Origin of the sequence: Nostoc sp. DedSLP04 (genome assembly GCF_034530775.1) — a bacterium.
GTDB lineage: Bacteria > Cyanobacteriota > Cyanobacteriia > Cyanobacteriales > Nostocaceae > Nostoc.
Window position 1 is genome coordinate 50,295 of sequence record NZ_JAVRCL010000001.1, and the last position, 22,000, is coordinate 72,294.

A 22,000-nucleotide genomic window follows, 5' to 3' on the forward strand; every position below is an offset into this window, starting at 1 on the left:
TTCATTGATACGAATAAGCCAACAACTTTAATCCCCCTGACAAGTGTAGGTTTTTTACACGATGGCTAAAACCCAGATTATTACGTGGTTAATATGGGTTCTTGATATGCGTCTCCATATAAATGCGTACATACAACGTTACAGTCTGTTGACAAGCATCTATGTGAGGATATAATCGTCTGTAAATCAACAATTAGGCTAATAGAGTAGAAGAACGTATAAGTTTCTTGAAACGATGTTTTGGCTTACAACGTTGTTTATATAGGGGAGAGTTGGGATTCTGTCGTTGGGTTGGCTGGGGAATTATTGCTCATAATTTAACTATTATTAGTCGCGAGACTCTCAAAACTGAAAAAATTTATAGCAGTCGCCAAAGCTATTAGGACATTAGGATAAGTTTATTAAAACGCAAAGGAGCGCAGAGTTGAGTGCAAAGTAACGCAGACTTTATTTCGGCCTTTTCGCTACGTGTACTAAGCCTGCTGTCCGTTGCTATGTCACCTGTTTATTTAAATTGTTACTATCAATTAAACTTGAGTCTAATTCAACATTAGACTATTAAAAATAGCAGAGTAAATAGTTCAATACAGCTTGATAGTTAATCAATAGTTTGTGTATACAAATATTGATTAATTATCAAGTTTTACTCTGATTTGTTTGGCAGTTTCGCACCGGAAACTAGTCTAAACTCCAGTTAATAGAAATGTCCCAACATAAGCAGAAAGCTGGTACGCTGAACACTGCAATCGATAACTTTATAAAAACCACCCATAGCTACTGGTCTGGGCTTTTTCATTGTTACGAAATTGAAGATTTTCCCAGAACTAATAATGACTTATAACATGCTTTTGGTATGCTACGTCATCATCAACGTCGTTGTACAGGTTGTAAGGTTGCCCCCTCATCCCTCGTTATTCGTGGTTCTGTCAAACTTGCCTGCGCGTTCGGCTTTGCCGTTGCCGAAGGCATCGCAACTTCGCTTCATTCTTTTACCGCATCTGATTTAGCACAAGTTGATATTCATACTTGGCTCGAATTACGCTCTCAATTGCAAAAACACCACGCATTGCCAGAATTGAACAGTATCGATTTCGCAGAGATCCCAAGGCTTACTTGGCTAATCTAGAGAGTCGTCTTCTCTAGTAAATTTTACCACACTAAGTGTAAATAATTACTCAATATTTGCGTAATGTGGCGATTTTTACTGTTATTACTAACAGTACCCTAGCAAAATTACTGACATCGGGATGGGGAAGTTCAGTAAAGGCGTAGAGCTACAGATGACACCCTTGTTTGAGGTCATTGATTGCTAAAAGGATTACTGAATTCAGGATAAGCGAGTTCATTAAACGCGTAGAGCTACGAATTACAAAGTTACTTGGGGTCATTAAATTAGAGAAACGAGCGTGACTGAAAAGCAAAAAGGTTGAGAGCATCACGCTCAATGCCTCTGAGACATCAGGCATCTCTGGAACATCATTCAACATCCATTCAGTTAACTTGAGGAATTCATTATGCGTCGTATTCTACTACTCTCGGCAATGATTCTTGGTAGCACGTTTGCGTTCAGCTCTGTTGCTCAAGCAGGGAGTACCGATGTTCATTTTAATGGAAATGTCCTTTCCTCCTGCACATTTAGCAATGTCCAGAATGGCACATTAGGATTAGACGTTGCTGGCACAACTCTTAGCAGTCTGCCAACCAGTGGCGGCACTTCTGGCCAAGCCAAACTCACCTGTAATAACATTCTGGCAACCCTCTCGGCATCTGCACCCCAACAAACCACTGCACCCGCTGGCTATGACCATACTACAGCCGTAAAGACAGTTGCAGTTACAGGCACAGGCGCAAACCTTGTTGCTATTGTCGCACCCTCTATTCCTTTTCCTGTGCCCCTGCCAGGTGTCACCAATTTGAGTGTGAATATGACAACCACAACCCTTGGTCTAATCCCCAGCGGTGCCTACGATATGTTTGTGACGTTGACAGTGACCCCTTAATAAAGCAACGTACAAAGATACAGATGGGGGAATTCTAGCTAACTTGTTTACTTCCCCCATCAATCATTCTTTCATTCCTTCTAATCCTTAGATTTATTCGCAAAGCCAGGATCGGTCATCATGTTCTCCCGTGTTCACAAGCCCGCTTCATCCACAACTTTAAAAGCCATTCAACTGAGTGGCTGGTTACTATCAGCAGCTTGTTTGGTCAATGGTGCTGCTTGGGCAAATCTGGGAGCATCCCCTCTGGTGATTGAAGCCCAGGCAAACCGGGGACAAGTAAAAGCAGTGCTTAACGTGATCAACTCTGGGGATACGCCGTTGCGGGCGAGGGTTTATACGGAGCCATTCACTTACAGCCGCGATCGCGGGTTCCAAACAATACCCTCTGATTCAAGCTATCTGGGTTCTTATATACAGTTTTCTCCTAGAGAATTGATTGTGCCACCCAGAAGTAGCCGTCGGGTTCGTATGGTGGCTCAACTTGCTCCCAGCCTAGCGAATGGTGAATACCGGGCAGTCATCTTTACAGAAGCCTTGAATGAGTCAACAGACACAATCGGACGGAAAGTTGGCATTATCACTCGAGTCGGTACGACTGTTTACGTCCGCAAGGGAGATACAGCGCCGAACTTAGTTGTCGATCGTGCCAGTTTCAATGCCAAGCAAAAGCATCTCGAACTATTCGTCAAAAATATAGGCAATGCATCTGTGCGCCCAATGGTTCGCTGGTCGTTGAAACAAGCAAACAAAGTATTTCGGAGTGGAGAATTGGCGCCTACTGCCATCATTGCTCTGGGCGATCGTAATTTAGCTTTAGCCGTTTCAGAAAAAGATACATCGCCCTTACTCCCTGGTAACTACCAACTAAGTGGACAGTTGCTCTGGGGTGAGGACAACGCTCAGACAGTGCCATTTTCGGTGGATTTGATAGTACCTGCAAAGTAGGAACTGCACAATCAAGAATTTTTAGGACTTACGTACTCGTGATACTCGTGAGGAAAAACTAAGCCTTTGCGATTACTTCTCTACGAGACGCTCCGCAAACGCTTTGCTCGTAATGACGTAAAATCCTTGTCCGTGCGTCCTACTTTTATCGAGCAGAATTAATTACACAACGCCATTGTGAATGAAGCTTCCCCGCAGGGGTACGCTTCATTCACAATGACTGTAAATATTCTTGTCCAACTACTTACGACGATGACTGGCCGACTGTGTAGGGTCTCAACAGATTGCTTGCTAACTAATTTGCACAAAGTTAAGAGCCACCTAGAAGACCTGAGGAAGGCTGATTTTGCCTGCTGATTTTAACTCCGCTTACCTCTATGTTCCCAACAATTCCCCCACCCGCCATCGTCCACTCAATTCCCCACAACATTTCTAATAGTAAATCTCTTTCGGAGATCGGCATCTTTAGCATTACTCCTAAATCTATTGATGAAAAACAGATTGCTTTAAGTCCATCAGCACGCGATCGAGAACAGGAACCATCGGGTGCTGATGCACAATCAAGCGTTAAATCAATTGCTTTAAGTCCATCAGCACGCGATCGAGAACAGGAACCATCGGGTGCTGATGCACAATCAAGCGTTAAATCAGATGCAAAACTGCTGGGACAACCGTTATCCATTGATTTACAAGATATAGAGTTTCTAGTTACAGAACCTCCATCTGTGCATATTCCGGCAACACAGCCTGAGATTGCCCCAAAGGTTGTACCTGAGTCTTTGGGTTCTGAAAAGGCGAGTCCGGTTGAACCTGTGACTGTTACGCCTACAGGTTCCGAAAAGGCGAGTCCGGTTGAACCTGTGACTGTTGCGCCTACAGTTTCAGCAAATTCCGCCACTTTGCCAACAAGCGATGCGAAGATGCAGACATCGGAACCGAATCTGTCTCCCATTGCTCAGGTGCCGGAGGGCTTTACAGTGTTTCCGGTGGGTATCAACATTGGTGGGCGCAATGTCAATGAGGGGGTTTCTGTTCGGGGGCAGGAAAATAGCTCGAAAGCGCTCGATCTAGAACATTGGTTATTGCCCTATGATGCCGTGGTGCAAGCGCTGAAATTAAGCACAAAAGTTTTACCCGACAATCAAATCGAATTACGATCGCCCAGTCTTGCCGTTCGTATCGATCCTGCCAAACTCCACACCGATCCAAAATTGGGTCTGGTTTTTTCAGTGGGGGAGGTGCGATCGCTATTTGGAGTTCAGGTTGAGTTTGATCTCAAAGAGTACGCGATTGTGTTTGACGCACCCTGGCTGACGGCACCGGAACAAAGCTCATCACTGGAAGAGGCTCCTGTGCAGCTTGAAGGGCTACCCCGAATTGCATCGCCAGATATTTCTCTGGCTGCGATCGAACAAGGGGTCAGCGTCAGTGGTGGAGATTCAACCCCAACTGCTTTCCGCGGAGATTTGACTGCGGTGGGTAGCATTTTGGGCGGCAGTTGGTTTGTGCGGGCAGACCAGCCCAAACTATTTAGTTCCAATAGCTGGCGGATTACAGATGCGCTATTTCAACGCCAGACCGATGCTAATGATTATTTTGTGGGTACTCAGCCCCCCTTCTGGCAGAACCTCAGCCCTAACGACTATGTAGGCTTTACCTTCATTCAGCGCCAGGGCTACACACCACCGCCACAATTTTATGGCGAAAGCGATCCGCGCCAACGCCTGCAAGCAGCACAGGTGGGACGAACGGTGTCCGGGCAGGCAGAACCAGGGACTTTAGTGCGATTGGTAAAAGGATTTAGCGATCGCATCATTGCCGAAACCCTGGTGGATTCCTCTGGCGTGTATCGGTTTGAGAATCTCAAATTGGAAACCCCAGCGCTGGGCGGCTACTACCAGGTCTTCCTCTATCCCAAAGGACAATTAACTGCCCAACCAGAAATTCGAGACGCGACGTTTTCCAATTTGGCTGGTCAACTTCCTGCTGGTGCTTCCGCGTTGATCGTTTCCGGTGGAGTGAATCGAGATTACAGCAAACAGGATAATAACAATCTCTTTGGCGATTTTTCCACATTTCGGGGTGGCATTGCTCAACGATGGGGCGTTTCAAATAGCGTGACGCTAGGTGCAGGCACTGTCTACGATCGGTCTTTAAGAGGACTAGCCGAACTCTTCTGGCAGCCAGAAAACGTCCCCTTCAAGGCAGCAGTTTCAGTCCTAAGCGGCAGCGATAATTCAGCATGGGACATCAATGCAGATGTCAGTTACGACCCATCGCAAAACTTCAGTGCCCGGTTCACCCACGATCGCTTCTCCAGCCGATTAGATGCCTATTGGCAACTGGCTAAAGGCATCACTTTGCTGGGCAACACCAATAGTAATGATGCCACCTCTGGAGGCATTCAACTCAACTTCAGTGGCAGAGATTCTTTTACCTTTGCCCGCCTTACTTTTGACACCAAAAGTCACTTGCGCTGGAATCTGATTCAACGGTTGGGAAAACTTGAACTGAACTCTATCGGCAATGAAATCAGTTCCCAGTCGGCGCTAAGTTTTTACCTGGGAAAGCACAGCGATTTTACAACTGGACATTCCTTTGTTCTCGGCTACGACACTTACAACCAAAATAGGAATGACGATCTAGTTAATCTCGCTTGGCGTTATCGCTCAAAAGAACGTTCCATCGATGGCACGTTGTTATGGGAAGCCCAATTAGGCTATGGTATCGGCTCGCGGGGTTCTGGCGTACTTGCCTCTGTGGGCACTACAATCATCCCTGGCGTAATGCTCCGCGCACGCTATCAGGGCGTATCAGTGACAACAGGCGAATCGACTTTTGGTATCGAGTTAGTATCGGGGCTGAATCTTCAAGGTGGTATCACTCCTGGCGATCGTCATGCCAACTATTTACGGACTCAGGGTGGTATTCTGGTGCAGCCGTTCTTTGATCGCAATAACAACGGCCAACGCGATGCAGGCGAGGAGTTTTACACAGATCCCAATCTCGTGACGATCAATAATCAAATGGTTCAAGCTGCTAGGGCACAGGTTGACCGCGATCGCATCTTGGTACGTTTGCTGCCCAACACCTATCGTCTGGATCTGGATGCAGCAGGGCTACCCCCCGATTGGCAGGCAGCAACCAGTGCTTATGCAGTTAAGGTTGTGGCTGGCAGCTATACTCCTGTGCTAGTTCCCCTCGTCCCTGCCTATTCGCTCTCAGGCATTGTCACAGATAGCCACGGAACCCCATTGAGTGGTGTCCGAGTCGAAGCAATTCAGGTTGGCTCCGGCGTGGATTCCGGGCAGCGGCTCATATCAGTTACAAATGATGCCGGGGTCTACTTTATAGAACACCTGCGGCAAAGTAGTTATACGTTACAGGTGAATGGCAAATCCATTCAACCGAGTAAAATCAAGCTAACCGAAACGTCTCCACCCTTTCAAGAACTCAATTTGCAACAATTAGAAATATCTGCTGTGTTGCAAAAACCATGAAATTAACTCGCTTTCACCAACCCTCTTCAGATGAATCAAGTATTTTACGCTTAACCCGGATTTCTCACAAAGAGATAAAAAAGGGGGTGAAAAACTGCGAAAATGTGGATATATTAAGTGTTTCAGCAGTTACAAGTATGACCCCATCTTCAACAGATCGTATACCAAAACAGTTCAGATTTGAACAGCCAAAGTCAGTCCCAGTGGTTGCTTAAGTTGAAGTTAAATTCCTTTTTATGTATTTCTAATAAATGATACTTTGGGCTTGGGTTGATTCAAGTTTTGTTTTGGAATGCAGGCATTTTATGAACAGAGCATTCTGATTCGAGTACTGATACAAAAAGAGTAACTATTTTAACTTAATAACTGGACTTTATACTTAATTCATCTTTGCGCCTAAATTTTGATTGATGATATATCAAAAAAAAGCCTCACATCAGGTCATGTAAATTAATTTTTTACTGCTTGTGAGAACTGCGGGCTAGTATTGACAAAATCTACTCGTTTTTAACTTGTGACAAATGGATACAGACTGGTTTTCAAATTTTCGGACAAGTCTATTCATTATTGGATGGGGTAGCCCTACCAGCTATGAGTTCCATTTGATTTGTAGGGATTATAACAGTGAAGACTGTACCTATATTTACTTGACTGCATACCTTAATTTCACCGCCATGCAGGTCAATGCATTTTTTGACAATTGAAAGCCCTAAACCTGTTCCGGGAATATTCCCTACATTCTTAGCCCGATGAAAGGGCTTAAACAAGTGGTCTCGATCGTCATCGGGAATCCCAATACCTCGATCTTGAATTTTGAAGATCGTTTCTTCATTTTGACAAATCAGGTTGAAGTCAATTGCGCTTCCTGAAAAGGAATACTTGACAGCATTCGACAACAAGTTAGTCAAAATAGATTGGAGTAACTTTTTGTCGAGTTGAGTATAACTATTGCTGCCTGCGTTCCGTTTGTCGGTAATAAACAGCGTAATCTGATGGCTAGGGGCACTCAGTTGTATTTCTTCTACTAGATCGTGGCAAAACTGCATAACATCGATCGCAGTTGGCATGAATTCCACTTTCCCACCTTCTACGCGGTTAATCATCAACACATCGTCTAGTAGTTGGGTAATATGAGTGATAGATTTTTGGACGTGCTGAAACTGCTTTCGGCTTTGGTCTGGATTGAGGCGGTGTCCGTAGTCTTCTAAGATGCCGATGGAAGATGACACGATCGCCAATGGCGTGCGGAACTCGTGAGAAGCCATTGAAATAAAGCGCGACTTCAATTCATTTAGTTCTCGTTCTTTCTCTAGTGCTTTACGCACTTCGGCTTCTGCTTGTTTTCGCTCGGTGATATCTCGACAGGTGATCACAATGCCCGCTACATTTGGCTCATCTAGGAGGTTTTTCGCGATCGCCTCAAAATCATGCCAAGAACCATCTGCATGATGCAAACGAAATTCTACTGTTGTTTTTTGAGATGGATTATCAATGGCTCGATACAGCAGCGCTGACGCAGAAAGGCCATCGTCTGGGTGGACTAACTCAGGAAGATTTTTAGCAATCCAATCTTCTGGCTGATGTCCTAGAATATGCATCAAAGAAGGGCTAACATAAACAACCCCTCCACTTGATTCTAAGGTAGCGATGATATTCGATGCATTTTGGAGCAACGAGCGAAATCGCTCTTCACTTTGCTGCAATATCTCGGCTTTAGCCAGTTTAATCTCGGTTTTAATTAGTTGAGATTGTGCCTGCTGCAACTGTTTGAGAGCTTGTTCTAGCTCCTGGTTTGCTGCTTCTAACTGAGCTGGACTCGATAACGCTAGCGCCTTAGGAATCAGAGGAATGAGTTCCAAAGCTGTATACATTGAAACAAGGGCTGTCAAGGCTTTGACTACACCTGACAGCCAGTAAGTTGGATACCATAATGTCCAGATATCCATCAGATGTCCGGTGCCACAGGCAATAATGAAAGCACCAAACATCAGAAATATCCAGTTAAACGGAATATCGCGTCGTTTGGAGACAAAGTAGACGAGCAAGCAGGGAATAGAGAAGTAGGACAATGCAATCACACTATCAGAAAGCACGTGCAGCCACACCAATCCTGGTTTCCAGAGATAGCAATGTCCGTGTGGAATAAAACTGTTTGAATTTAAAAGAGGATGGAGTAAATCTAGCATCTTGAAGCCTCTTCTCAAGTCCTTCAATATGATTCAATTTGTATCTGGCCGATCTTCTTGAGAAGTGAGTGGCATTGGCAATGCAATCCGAACAATAGTCTGTTCGCCAGTTATGCTTTCGATTGTCAACTCTCCTCCATACAATTCAATTAAGCGTTTTGAAGTAACTAGCCCTAACCCAGCACCATTGTGTTCGTACAACTTATGATGAAACTGTATATAAGCACCCACATTCTTAATTTGCTCAGAGGTCATGCCACGACCGCGGTCGATTATATAGAGCGAATAAAGGTTATTGCTTGGAAGGCCAACGACACTGACTTTAGAACCTGACAGAGAAAATTTGAAAGCATTGTTAATCAATTCTTTCATAACTTTCTTGAGACTAGTAGGTGAAATCTGTACGGCTGCATCTTGTAGATCGATCTCTAAATCTAATGTTCGCTGTGCATTCTGGGCTTCCTGATATGCAGTCTCTTCAACTATCATTTTGAGAGAGGTCTTAGGGGCATATTCTCGGAAACTAGCAACTTTTTCTGCATCAGATAGGGTTACTTCGAGTTTGGCGTAGAGCAAAAAGTTTTGAGTCAAGCCATAAAGCTGCTTGCCGGATGTATAAACTGCCTCGATCATTTCTAATTTCTCAGTATCTGACGTACATTCCCAGTCTTCGATTAATAACTGTGGTAATGCAATAATAGTTTGCAATGGCGTATGCAGTTCGTGGGGTAATGACACCGTAATCGTGTTACACAACTGCTGAAATTTTATTTGGTTCTTTTGAGCAATCATCGTTTGCTTTTTGAACTGAACCTCAATTGCTCGTCGCAGTTCAGAAGGAGTGAAGGGTTTGGTGAGATAGTCATCCGCACCTAGTTCCATTCCGTATCGCAAATCAGTTCGATCGGCTTTAGCGGTGAGAAAAATCACAGGGATAGTGGCCATTTTCGGGTCTTGACGGAGCGATTGGACAAACTCGTAGCCATTTAATTCCGGCATCATCACATCGCAAATAATCAAATCTGGCATCTCTTCTTTGGCCTTTTGCAAGCCAATCAAGCCATTCTCAGCCGTAGTTCGATAAAACCCTTCAAACCCTAAAATTGAGGCAATATTCTCGCGGACTTGAGGTTCATCTTCGACAACTAAAATCTTTTTGAGAGTAGATTGCATGATGATTTTTCCTTATGCTGCTAAAGCAAGATGTTTAAATGAAGCTACTACTGATTTTTCGTAATTTGCTGATTGGATTTGTTTCCCCTTTAAGGGACTTCCAAGTAAAAAAATATTCCATAGCAGAGGGACAAGGAAGACAAGGGGGACAAGGGGGACAAGGAAGAAAATAAGTCTAGTTGAGTAGACAAATTGGATAATTTATTTTTTGGAGTTCTTTAATTCGGAATGCAAGCCAGAGCGCGATGATGGAAGCACATAAGGCAAAAAGAATCGAGGCAATAATAAAAAGCAAATTATAGTCAGCCGTTCCCTCAAGTTTCATAGCTGACATACCGTTGTAGTGCATTGCGCCAACTCCACTTCCTAGTAAAATTCCCCCTATGACCAGATTGAAGGTTGTCTCTCGTAATAAACAATGCTCTTCCTGATGCAGCGATCGCCACCATTAGGGACAAAATAACGATAGGCAGATCGTAAAAAACTGGGACAGGGAACTGGTAAGTCAGCATAGCAATAAAGTGCATTGACCAAATTCCAATGCCCATTGCAGCCGCACCTCCAGCGAGCCAAAAAAGACGTGCCAGATTACGAGCTGCCATGATTCGTCCTGCTAGGTCGAGTGCTGTATAAGCAGCAAAGACAGCAATGCAGAATGAAAGGATCGCGAGCTGAATATCGTAGGTTGCCGTCATAATTAAACCCTGAACAATGAGAGTGGAGTTGAATTTAAAACTCTACTCTTTAACATTAGGGCTGAGAGGATTGCCCTTAAAAGAGAGTAATTCCTTAATCTCTAATGGATTTTGCCTTTGCGGTATTATTTACTTAAGTGCATCAAGAACAAATTTTTATCCGTATTGGGGGAAGTACTGGATGCTAAATACTGTTTTCGTAGAATTACTGTGAAACTTATACCAATTCGCAATTCCCTGCTTTTGGCAATGGGCTATGCTCTAAGCGCAGCTATACCGCAGGCTTTATGCAATGAAGATGGGTCAGATATGGCAAGCCTTTTGGGGTTTGAATATATTGCCTTATCTCGTTGAACCAAGAATCCTCATGCCTTTACCCGCATTTCTCACAAGCTTGACGAACTTCAGGGGCAGAGGAGCAGAGGAGCAGAGGGGCAGAGGGACACAGGAGAAAGAACTTGTACAACAACTCTCCCCTGCTCCCCTAGCTCTCTGGAGATGTGGTGAGAAATCCGGGCTTTAGGCTGAGGAGTGTCAATGAGCGAGAATTGGTATTAGCCACTTAATTTACTGACTTAGCTTTCTGGGAATTCAGTATAAGCCGAGAGACTGCTTTTGCAGAATAGGCTAGACTGAATCGTTAAACCAATCTCTAAGTAGTAAGTAAGTCGGCACAATAAAACCAAATTGTGTAAATAAAAGTAAACAAGGGTCAAACTTTTTTCCCCCTGCCCCCTGCCCCTTTTCCTCTTGTTGACCAACCCGATGTTTCTCATCTCAGTATTGTGGCTGGAAATGTTATGTTCTTGCCCCGCTCATTTCTGTTAAGGCTTGTCCTAGAAAACACGATCGCGCCGCCCATCACCGTTACCCCAGATGTGCTGGTGACAGAGGCGATCGCACTTTTGAATTCCAGTTCTTGCAACTTTGATCCCGGTATGGGCGCTAACGACTGCATAGGCTGTTTAGCTGTAGTCAGTGAAAACCAACTGGTGGGACTGTTCAGCGAACGAGTGGTGACACGTTTGGTTGCCAGTGGGCGATCGCTTGCTGGAGTCACTTTAGCAGAGGTGATTGAACCACCAGCGATCGTTTTACGGCAATCTGAGTTAACGAATCCTGATGTTGCCCTGAGCCTTTTACAAAAACACCAGATTCAGCACTTGCCGATATTAGACGACAATGGGCAGTTACTAGGGCTGCTGACCTACGAAAGTTTATGCCGTTTGCTGCAACCTGTAGAACCCGATCGGCCAGATGAGGCATCAATCGCCGCTTTGAAACTTCAGACAGAGCGATCGCAGCTTTTAATGGCAGTCTCAACGCGGATTCGGGCTTCGCTGAGTTTAGCGGAAACACTTGATGCCACGGTATCTGAAGTGCGACAGTTTTTGGGCTGCGATCGCGTGTCGATCTATCACTTTTTGGAAAATGGGCAGTTCCAGGTAGTAGCAGAGTCCCTCGCCGCCGATCAACGCTCCTTTGTCAGTGAAGAGATTTACGATCCTTGCTTTGCTCCAGATTGGGCAGATCGATATGGCCAAGGACGAGTGCGAGTAGTTTCCGATATCTATACGGCAGGGATGACCCCCTGCCATGTTGAGTTATTGGAGCATTTGCAGATTAGAGCCAAAATTCTAGTGCCGGCGATCGTTAACAACCAATTTTGGGGACTGGTTAGCGCCAGTGAGTCGGCTGTGCCGCGTGATTGGCAACCGGCTGAGGTCACATTTTTAGAACAACTTGCCATTCAGGTGGCGATCGCCATTCAACACAGCGAAACGGCGACCCGATTCCAGCAACAAGGGCAAGAGCTTATCGCATTGCTAGATCGTTCCCCTGACGTGATTTTTCGGCTCGATCGAGACTTACACTACGTCTATCTCAACGCAGCAGTAGAGGTGGAGTTGGGCTACGCGCCGGAAGCGCTGATTGGTCAACCACTGCTCGCAGCCACCCTTGCCCCAGAACATCTTGCTGAGTGGCAAACTCTCACTCAAAAAGTAGCAGCAACCAGGCAAGAACAAACGATTGAATATCAACTTCGCCTTCACTCGCGCTCCATCTGGTTTCAAACCCGTGTCGTTCCAGAATATGATATGGATGGAACCGTTACGTCGTTTTTGTGCGTGGCGCGCAATATCACCCAAAAGAAGCAAGCTGAAGCTAGACAAGCCGCCTATATCAACGTCTTGCTAGAGTGGCAAAACCGCCATCATGCTGCCCAGCTAGCTACTAAACAAGTGCTGTATGAATGGGATACATCCTCCGATCGCATGATGTGGGGCATCAATGCCGAGCAGGTGTTTGGCTATAGCGCCTCTGAAATGCCCCAGACATCAGCCGATTGGTTTGCCAGCATTCATCCAGAGGATGAGAAACGGGTGCAAACGGCCGCCGCAGAGTATTTTGAACGTCAGGGACATCTCTACTTGCAATATCGGTGGCAACATCAGGCTGGGCATTACATCTGGATTGAAACTCAGGCACAGTTTTTTGCAGATGCTAACGGCAACTTAACTCAGATTATCGGGTATGTCACTGATATTAACGAGAAAAAAAGGTTAGAAGCCGAACGCACGCAGCTAGAAACTGCCCTCAGAGAAAGCGAAGCCCAACTCCGACAAATTTTTGACAATAGTCAGGATGTGTTTTTTCTCAAATCCCTCGATGGTAAGCAGATGATTTATACCAGCCTAGCCTGGGAATATCTTTACCAAACGCCGTTGCAGCAAACCTATGACAATCCTCAAGCTTGGCTCGATTTTATTCATCCAGATGATCGCGATGGCGTAGTCACGTTTAACCAGCAAGCTTGTCAAGGGAAAGAGGTTTGCTCCTTTGCCTATCGGATTATCCGTCCCGATAACTCCATTCGCTGGCTCTGGAACCGCAGCTTTCCGATTCGCAACGAAGCCGGAGAAATTTACCGTCTTGCTGGGGCCAACATCGATATTACTGAGCAAAAAAAACTGGAACTGGAATTAAGCGTAGTCAAAGAACGCTATCAACTCGCCATTCGGGGTATCGGCGAAGGAGTGTGGGATTGGGATCTTGTCAGCGATCGCGTCATTGCCAGCGATCGCTATTGGGAAATTTTAGGCTACCCATCCCCAGCCAAAAACGCCTGGAAGTTTGCCGATGAGATGCTTAGGGAAGAGATCCATCCCGACGATCTCGATCTGATGCAATTAACCCTAAAAGGCCACCTTGAAGACCATTTGCCCTATGAAGTAGAATTTCGCAGACGTAAGCAATCAGGTGAGTATATTTGGTGTCGTTCTCGTGGAGAGGCAATCCGGGATCAAACTGGCAAGCCGATTCGCATGGTGGGAGCGATCGCAGATATCACAGAACGGAAAGTAATGGCAACTGCTCTACAAGCTAGTGAAGAAACCTTACGCCTGGTGGTCAATACAGTTCCGGGAGTGGTTTATACCTATTGCCGTTGTGTGGATGGAACGAAAAGTTTTCGATTTATTAGCCAAGGTATTATCAAGCTTTGCGATCGCACCCCAGAGGAAATCCTCAACGACTCCCAAGTGCTTTGGCATCTCATCGTTCCAGAGGATGCAGAGAGGATGCGGGATTTGATTGACCAATCTGCTGCAATGCTCACTCCTTGGACGGCGGAGTTTCGCCTGATAACTGCTAGCAAAGTCTTAAAATGGGTTTTTGGTCATTCCATCCCCTCCCGACAAGCAGATGGTAGCATTATTTGGCACGGCATTCTAATTGATATTAGCGATCGCAAGCACGCCGAAGCCAAACTGCGTCAACAGGAAGAATTTCTCCGTAGCATCTACACAGGAGCAGAACTGGCGATTTTTGTGATTGAGGTGAGCATAGATCAAGAATTTCGCTTCCTGGAATTCAACCCTGTGGCTGAACGATATGGCTCAGTTACCTGCGAAGAAATTCAGGGTAAAACGCCAGAGGAAGCATTTGGTGAGGCGGTCGGTTCAGCAATCCGGCAAAAGTATGTCCTATGTCTAAAATCGGGTCAGAAGATCAGCTATGAAGAATATATTTCTTTTCCAGGGGGTTCAATTTGGGCGCTCACCAACCTATTTCCAATCCGGAGCGAAGCGGGAAATATCCATCGCATCATTGGTACAGCTATTAATATCAACGATCGCAAACAGGCTGAAGCCGCTCTGCGAACGAGTGAACAAACCTTAAGTCAGGTCATGAATACCGTGCCTGGAGCGGTTTTTAAATATCGGCGGTCGGCGGATGCGGCAGATGGTTTTGTATTTATCAGCCAGGGCATTGTCGATCTGTATGAGCATACACCGGAGGAAATCCTCAACAATGGACGAATCGCCTGGGATATCGTCCTACCCGAAGATATGGAGCAGATGAGTGCTTCGAGAGACCGAGCGGCAGCAACCCTCGATCCGTGGGAAATGGAGTTTCGCATCCGAACTGCCAGCGGTGTCTTGAAGTGGATTTTAGGACATTCTATCCCCTCCCAAGAAGAGGATGGCAGTATTGTCTGGTGTGGCATTTTCACCGATATTAGCGATCGCAAACAAGCCGAGCTAGAACGCCAGCGCAGCGAAGCTCTGCTTCAGGCATTGATCGCCGCATCTCCAGTTGGGCTAACCCTGTTCGATCGGGAACTGCGCTACCTCTATGGCAACGAGGCATTAGCCAAAATCAACGACCTGCCATTAAGTAAGCATTTGGGACGCACCTTATGGGAAGTTTTTCCGGAAATGGCATCTCAGTTTGCTCCCATGCTGCTCCAGGTTATAGAAACCCAAGTACCAATTATAAATATGGAGTTTAGCGGTGAGGTCAGGCCGGGTGTATTTCGCAGCGCAATCTCCAATCACTATCCCGTTTGTTTACCCAATGGGGAAGTAATCGGCGTTGGCGTATCCGTGATGGACGTAACCGAACTTGTCCAGGCACAACAAAAACTGAGGGAAAGTGAAGCCTGGTTCCGTACCCTAGCAGACAACATTTCTCAGTTTGCCTGGATAACTGACGAACATGGCTGGATTGAATGGTATAATCAGCGCTGGTTTGACTACACAGGCACCACACTGGCAGAAATGCAGGGCTGGGGATGGCAGCAGGTACATCACCCCGATCATGTCGATCGGGTAGTGAAGAAAATTAGCCACTGCTTTGAAACAGGCGAAATCTGGGAAGATACCTTTCCCTTGCGTGGCCGAGATGGGCAGTATCGGTGGTTTCTCTCTCGTGCTATTCCCATCCGAGATCAACAGGGTAGGGTGTTGCGGTGGTTTGGCACCAATACAGACATCACCGAACAAAAACAAACCGAAGTTGCTCTGCGAACAAGCGAGCAAATACTGCGTCAACTTACTAATATGGTGCCTGGAGCCGTCTATAAATATCAGCGCTTGCCGGATGGGTCAAACAACTTGATCTTTATGAGCGAAGGTATTGTCGATTTGTATGAATATACGCCAGAGGAACTCCTCAAGGATATACAAATCGTGTGGGATATTATTTTGCCAGAAGATATAGAAAAAATCGGCGCTTCCATCGATCGATCGGCTGCAACGCTCGAAGCATGGGAGATGGAGTTTCGCATCAGAACTCCTAGCGGCATCTTGAAGTGGATTTCAGGACATTCTATTCCCACTCAGGAAGAAGATGGCAGTATTATTTGGTTTGGCATCCTCACAGATATTAGCGATCGCAAACAAGCCGAGCTAGCACTTCAAGCAAGCCAACGGCGTTATCTAAACTTGGCTGAACTATCACCAGTTGGCATTTTCCACACCGATCCGAACGGAGACTGTAAATATGTCAATTCCCGCTGGTGTCAACTAGCAGGGCTATCCTTCAACGAGGCAATGGACATCGGGTGGAAACGAGCATTGCACCCCGAAGACCGCGATTGGGTCTTTCTCAACTGGCAGAGAGCTACCCAATCTCAGACTCCCTTTTTAATGGAGTGTCGCTTTCAGAGACCAGATGGAAAGGTGCATTGGCTGATCTGTCTGGCGATCGTTGAAAGTGATACCTCTGGCAACGTAATTGGCTATATAGGAACTATCACTGACATCACTGAGCGCAAATACTCTGAACAAGCTTTGCAAGAAAGCGAACAACGCTACCGCGACCTGGCAGAAGCAATGCCCCAGATGGTCTGGTTGGCAGATGAAACAGGTGCCGTTAACTACTTTAACCAACGCTGGTATGACTACACGGGGCAAAGTCAAGCTCAGGCAATGGGATTGGGCAAAGCAGCAGCGATTCATCCCGATGAGCGCGATCGCACCCTCCAGCAATGGGAAGAAGCGATCGCCACTGGCAGTTTATTTGAGAGCGAATATCGCGTCCGCGATCGTCAAGGACTGTACCACTGGTTTCTGGCACGGGGAATACCAATCCAAAACCAATCAAGAGAAATTACAGGCTGGGTAGGCACAGTTACTGATATCGATGACTTTAAACGCGCTCAACTGGCACGCAAACAAGCCGAGCTGGCTTTGCAAGCTTCAGAGGCAAAACTGAATGATGTGTTGAACAGTGCAGGTGCGTCAATTGGGCATTTTCGATATTATCCAAATGGTTTTTGGGAAACTGATTATCACTCTAAGGGATGCGAACGAGTGTTTGGCTATCGACCAGAGGAATTTCTGGCGGAAGTTTGGTTATCAAACATTGTCCCAGAAGATTGGGCAGTCATACAGGAGCGGATGCAGGCGGCGATTAAAGCCGAGAGAGAAACCACACTTGAGTATCGTTTTTATCATCCAGATGGCTCGACTCGATGGGTTTTAGATACGCTGACATCTCGCTGGAATGAGAGCAATCGCTGCTGGGTTGTAACGGCAATTGGTACAGATGATAGCGATCGCAAACACGCAGAACTGGCACTACAACAGCTTAATCAGGAGCTAGAAGCCAGAATCGCTCGCCGCACAGCAGCATTGAGTGAGAGTGAGGTGCGCTATCGGTCTTTGTTTGAACAGGCAGCTGTCGGCATTAGCCAATCTCACCCATCAGGACGTTATATCCAAGTCAATCAACGCTTTTGTGAACTGACTGGCTATACTCAATCTGAGCTACTGGATATGTCTTGGCAAGACTTGATCCATCTAGAAGATTTAGAAGTAATCCAAGGTGAGTTGGCTCATTTACATCACGGTGAGTTGGCATCAATAACCCTTGAAATCCGCTATATCCGCAAAGATCGTCGGCTACAATGGGTTAGTCTTACAGTATCGATGCTATATAATGCTGCGGGTACACTCATTGGTGACTTGGCGGTGGTGGAAGACATTAGCGATCGCAAGCATATTGAGCAACAACTCCAAAACAGCGAAAAGCGCCTCAAAAAAATCATTTCTAAGACAGTTGATGGCATCCTGATTCTAAATTCCCAAGGACAGATTCTTTTCAGCAATCCGGCTGCCGATCTAATTTTCAATTGCCAAAAAGCAGACTACCAGGGTGCAGATTTAGGAATTTCCATCACGCTCCAAAAGACGTTTGAACTGGAGATTCCGCAACCCACTGGCAGGGTGACTACAGTTGAAGTGCGCGTTGAGGAAATTACCTGGCAGAATCATCAAGCCTTTCTAGCCGCAATCCGAGATATTAGCGATCGCAAGCAAGCTGAGATGGCGCTGCAAGCGAGTGAGCTTTCCTATCGCACCCTGGCTGAAAACCTACCGGGAATTGTCTACAAGCTGTATCCTGCTGAAAATAATACATTTGTTTTTTTTAACGACCGCTTAACGGCGTTATTCCACCTTGACCCCCTGGATCTCGCCAATCAAGGCAATCTCTGTCCAGTCAACTCGCTGATTGTACCAGAAGACCGCGATCGCGTTATCGAAGTCATTCAAGGGGCGATCGCCAATCAACAGCCCTTTCAGGTCGAATATTCCATTTACATCCCCGCAACCCAAGAAAAGCGATATTTGCTCGAACAAGGCAGCACCGTAACTGATGACATTGGACAAGCTCTGCATATCGTTGGCATTATTTTTGATGTCACCCAAATCAAACAAACTGAGGAAAAACTCCGGAAAATTAACGAACAACTGACTATTGCCAATGCAGAACTAGCCCGTGCGACTCGCCTCAAAGACGAATTTCTGGCGAATATGAGCCACGAACTTCGTACCCCCCTCAACTCCATCTTGGGACTGTCTGAAGTCTTGCAAGAAAGAACATACGGGAATTTAACCGAGCAACAACACCATACCTTAACCACAATTCAAACCAATGGGCAACATTTATTAGAACTAATTAATGACATTCTCGATCTAGCCAAAATCGAATCCGGTAAGCTAGACCTACAAATAACACCCGTTTCAGTGGAGCAACTTTGTCGCAGCACAATTCCTTTTATCCAACAGCAAGCCTTCAAAAAGCAAATTAGTTTTACCCTCGAACTGTCTCCCAATCTGCCTGACATTGAGTTAGACGAACGACTGATACGCCAGGTATTAATCAACCTGCTGACCAATGCCATCAAGTTTACACCCAATGGTGGTGCTGTCATCCTCAAAGTGCAAGGCAATGCAGCCGAACAAACAATCAGCTTCAGCGCCATCGATACGGGCATTGGCATTGCTCCAGAAAACATTGACAAATTGTTTCAGCCCTTTGTTCAAATCGATAGCAGCTTATCTCGGCGTTATGCTGGTACGGGGTTAGGTTTAGCCTTAGTCCGGCGCATTATCGAGCTACACAAAGGCTCCGTGAAAGTTCGCAGCACTGTCGGTCAAGGCAGCGAATTTATAGTGATACTTCCCTGGAAACAGGTCAATCAGCCTAACTCAGATAAGCCTGTCCATCGCACCACTGCTATTGCCGAAATTGCTTCACCCTTCTTACTTGTAGAAACAAAAAATACAGCAGAGAATGTAGTAAAGAAACCTGTTGTTCTCTTGGTAGACGATAACCTCGATAACATCGAGACGCTACAAGCTTATTTAGAATTGAAAGGGTTTAACATTGTGGTTGCCCGCAATGGTTTGCAAGCGATTCATCTCACCCAAATGCAGTCTTTCAACTTGATTTTGATGGATATTCAAATGCCAGATATGAATGGACTAGAAGCGATTCGCCAAATTCGATCGCAGGAGCAATACAAGCACACTCCCATTTTGGCGGTAACGGCTTTAGCCATGTCGGGGGATAAAGAAAAGTGTTTAGCCGTTGGAGCGAATGATTATTTGACCAAACCCATCAGTCCCATCCATCTCGTCAACACGATGAAGAAATATCTCCAGTTGTGCTAACTGAATATGTCTGGTAGTGATATCATGTCCGGCTAATCAGTTGCGTCTATTAAAGTTATTTTGAAGGCTAGTACAGCACGGCGTAAATAAAGCAACCATTAGTAACAGACAAAAAGCTTACAATAAGAGCTTTTGCGCCTTCTGCCCTCTGCCTCTGTACTTCTGCCTTCATTTACTAAGAGTATAATCAATTTGGCTCAGTCTGGTTTACGCTTTGGGGTTGTTCGTGCATGAGTGAATTTGAAATAGTGAATCAAGAACTGACGATTCTATTAGTGGATGACGAACCCGATAATTTTGAAGTTATCAGCGGCATTCTATACAATTGTGGCTATCGTTTGGGATATGCATCGAGTGGTGTTAGTGCCTTAGAACGGCTACAAAGAAGTCAGCCCGATTTGATTTTGCTTGATGTGATGATGCCAGGGTTGAATGGCATTGAGCTGTGCCGTCGCATCAAGACTAATCCAAATTGGAAGCATATTCCGATCGTTATAGTCACTGCATTGAATGGGAAAGAAGATTTAGCCCGTTGCCTCGAAGCTGGCGCAGATGATTTTCTCAGTAAACCTGTAAGTGCATTAGAGTTACGCGCCAGAATTCGCTCGATGCTCCGCATTAAGCAACAGTATGATGCCCTCAAAGCTTCTCTACAAATGCGATCGGACATGGCAAATATGATTGTACACGATTTGCGTAATCCTCTGACTAACATTGTTTTGTCTTGTGAAATACTCAGCCGAGCGAATTTGCCAGAGCAATGTCAAATTCGGATCGATCGCATAAAAATAGCGGAACAACAGTTGCGATCGCTAACCGAAAGCCTACTGCTCATGGCAAAACTAGAGTCAGGAAAAATGCTCGTGAATCTGGAGACAATCGAGCTGAATCGCCTGATTGATAGTTGTATCAGCGATATACAGGCGATCGCCAATCAAAAAATGATTCAGATAATTTCCCACCTCCCAGAACCCGAAAGACCGATTTACGCCGATAAGCTCGTGATGCGTCGAGTTTTAGACAATTTATTATCAAATGCAATTAAATTTTCTCCGTCTAAAAGTCAAGTTACGGTGCAAGTCAATTATTTAGACGAGCTGACAACCCAGATTCGAGTGATTGATATGGGTGTTGGAATCAGTGACGAACTCAAGCAAAAAGTCTTTGAAAAGTATGAAATTGGGACTCTGATGAAAAACATTGAGCAAGTTGGCTTGGGCTTGGCATTTTGTCAGATGGCGATCGAAGCTCATGGCGGCAAAATCTCAGTAAAAGATAATCAGCCTCAAGGGTCAGTCATTTTAATAGAAATCAGCAATCTCCTTCCAGGAGCAAAACACGCTTATTTTTGAAACAGGGCGATCGCTCGATTGAAGATTAGAGCTTGAACAATAAGGAATAATCAGAAGTTTTGCCGTACAAAATAATACGTTATCAAGAGAAAAATGGCTATACTTTCTTCAAAGCTAGGTGATATGAGATATTGCTAGTAGTCATACGAATTTGCAATTCAAAAATCCTTACTTGATAAGAGTTTCCAGTTTTGGATCTGTTTCAGGATTTTAGTGAATTGGTATCACAGAAGTTTATTGTCAAAAACTCTGGTTGTATAAAAATAAAAAGCAGAGCGTTGATAACCGTATTGTAAGTTTAAGTCAACCATATACGTCCGAATGGCACTAAGAAAAGCGGGGAAAATCGTGGAATGTGCCGCAAAACTGTCTGCTAGTTGCTTTGATGAATATGTATTTTTTAGACTATATTTAGACTATCTTAGTTAAGATAACTTTAATGAATAAAGAAACTTGAAAACACTTTTTAGTCACCTTGAAAAACTTAGTACACTAAGGTATAAATATAGACACCCTTTCAAAAGCCCAAAATAAAGGCTTTTTGACTTTTGATCCTTCGACTACCCTCAAGGTCAACTTTTGACTTCCAACGTAGCGGTACTAGTTATTGTCCAGAATCCGTTGATGTTGACAAAAATTATCGCACCAGAGAAAATTCAGTTTATGAAAACAAGGAGATATTAGAAGTACTGGTTCACCTTTGAGCAGACTCCAGAAGACTGTAGTAACGAAAAAAAGAAGCAAATTTTAGAATTCCAAATATTGGTTTTCAAACTGGCGACATTGTTAAAGCCATAGTTAATAGCGGCAAGAAAATAAGCATCTATGCCGGACGTTTGCTTTGTCGAAAATCTGGAAGCTTTGATATTTCAACTAAAAACGGTCGTGTTGCGGGAATCAG

The 22,000-nt window shown here is 45.2% G+C and carries 11 protein-coding genes and 2 pseudogenes; 9 read left to right on the forward strand and 4 right to left on the reverse strand.

Annotated features, from left to right (window positions below):
* Positions 1-200 precede the first annotated feature (200 nt).
* The 5 genes and pseudogenes from RMX89_RS00175 to RMX89_RS00195 form a co-directional block, all read left to right on the forward strand.
* A pseudogene (locus tag RMX89_RS00175) lies at positions 201-383 on the forward strand (ISNCY family transposase); the annotation flags it as partial.
* Positions 384-853: 470 nt separating this feature from the next.
* A complete protein-coding gene (locus RMX89_RS00180; protein ID WP_322687508.1) occupies positions 854-1,126 on the forward strand; it encodes a hypothetical protein in 273 nt (90 codons plus the stop codon).
* A gap of 388 nt (positions 1,127-1,514) precedes the next feature.
* The gene (locus tag RMX89_RS00185) at positions 1,515-2,000 is read left to right on the forward strand and encodes a hypothetical protein (protein ID WP_322683219.1); all 486 of its coding nucleotides are present in this window, start codon (positions 1,515-1,517) and stop codon (positions 1,998-2,000) included.
* A gap of 120 nt (positions 2,001-2,120) precedes the next feature.
* The gene (locus RMX89_RS00190) at positions 2,121-2,948 is read left to right on the forward strand and encodes a P pilus assembly protein, chaperone PapD (protein WP_322683220.1); all 828 of its coding nucleotides are present in this window, start codon (positions 2,121-2,123) and stop codon (positions 2,946-2,948) included.
* A 377-nt stretch (positions 2,949-3,325) separates the two neighbouring features.
* A complete protein-coding gene (locus RMX89_RS00195) occupies positions 3,326-6,448 on the forward strand; it encodes a carboxypeptidase regulatory-like domain-containing protein (protein WP_322687509.1) in 3,123 nt (1,040 codons plus the stop codon).
* A 557-nt stretch (positions 6,449-7,005) separates the two neighbouring features.
* On the opposite strand, the gene RMX89_RS00200 is transcribed toward RMX89_RS00195, so the two are convergent.
* From RMX89_RS00200 to RMX89_RS00210, 4 genes are all read right to left on the reverse strand, one after another.
* Complete coding sequence (locus RMX89_RS00200) at positions 7,006-8,634, reverse strand: PAS domain-containing sensor histidine kinase (RefSeq protein ID WP_322687510.1); 1,629 nt, start codon at positions 8,632-8,634, stop codon at positions 7,006-7,008.
* A gap of 33 nt (positions 8,635-8,667) precedes the next feature.
* Positions 8,668-9,807: a response regulator gene (locus RMX89_RS00205; protein WP_322683223.1), complete on the reverse strand. Its 1,140-nt coding sequence runs from the start codon at positions 9,805-9,807 to the stop codon at positions 8,668-8,670.
* 175 nt (positions 9,808-9,982) lie between these two features.
* A complete protein-coding gene (locus RMX89_RS34405; RefSeq protein WP_409883806.1) occupies positions 9,983-10,156 on the reverse strand; it encodes an MHYT domain-containing protein in 174 nt (57 codons plus the stop codon).
* Positions 10,122-10,502 carry an MHYT domain-containing protein gene (locus RMX89_RS00210; RefSeq protein WP_322683224.1) on the reverse strand — a complete coding sequence of 127 codons (381 nt, stop codon included), beginning with the start codon at positions 10,500-10,502 and terminating at the stop codon, positions 10,122-10,124. Before RMX89_RS00210 ends, RMX89_RS34405 begins: the two co-directional genes overlap by 35 nt.
* 210 nt (positions 10,503-10,712) lie before the next feature.
* Between RMX89_RS00210 and RMX89_RS00215 the strand changes: the two genes are divergently transcribed.
* The 4 genes and pseudogenes from RMX89_RS00215 to RMX89_RS00230 form a co-directional block, all read left to right on the forward strand.
* Positions 10,713-10,856: a hypothetical protein gene (locus tag RMX89_RS00215; RefSeq protein ID WP_322683225.1), complete on the forward strand. Its 144-nt coding sequence runs from the start codon at positions 10,713-10,715 to the stop codon at positions 10,854-10,856.
* A gap of 446 nt (positions 10,857-11,302) precedes the next feature.
* Positions 11,303-19,747 (forward strand): PAS domain S-box protein, encoded by an 8,445-nt coding sequence (locus RMX89_RS00220; protein ID WP_322687511.1) that lies wholly within the window; start codon positions 11,303-11,305, stop codon positions 19,745-19,747.
* A 230-nt stretch (positions 19,748-19,977) separates the two neighbouring features.
* A complete protein-coding gene (locus RMX89_RS00225; protein ID WP_322687512.1) occupies positions 19,978-21,099 on the forward strand; it encodes a hybrid sensor histidine kinase/response regulator in 1,122 nt (373 codons plus the stop codon).
* Positions 21,100-21,322: 223 nt separating this feature from the next.
* Positions 21,323-21,525: pseudogene (locus tag RMX89_RS00230) on the forward strand (IS5/IS1182 family transposase); the annotation flags it as partial.
* Between the last annotated feature and the right edge of the window lie 475 nt (positions 21,526-22,000).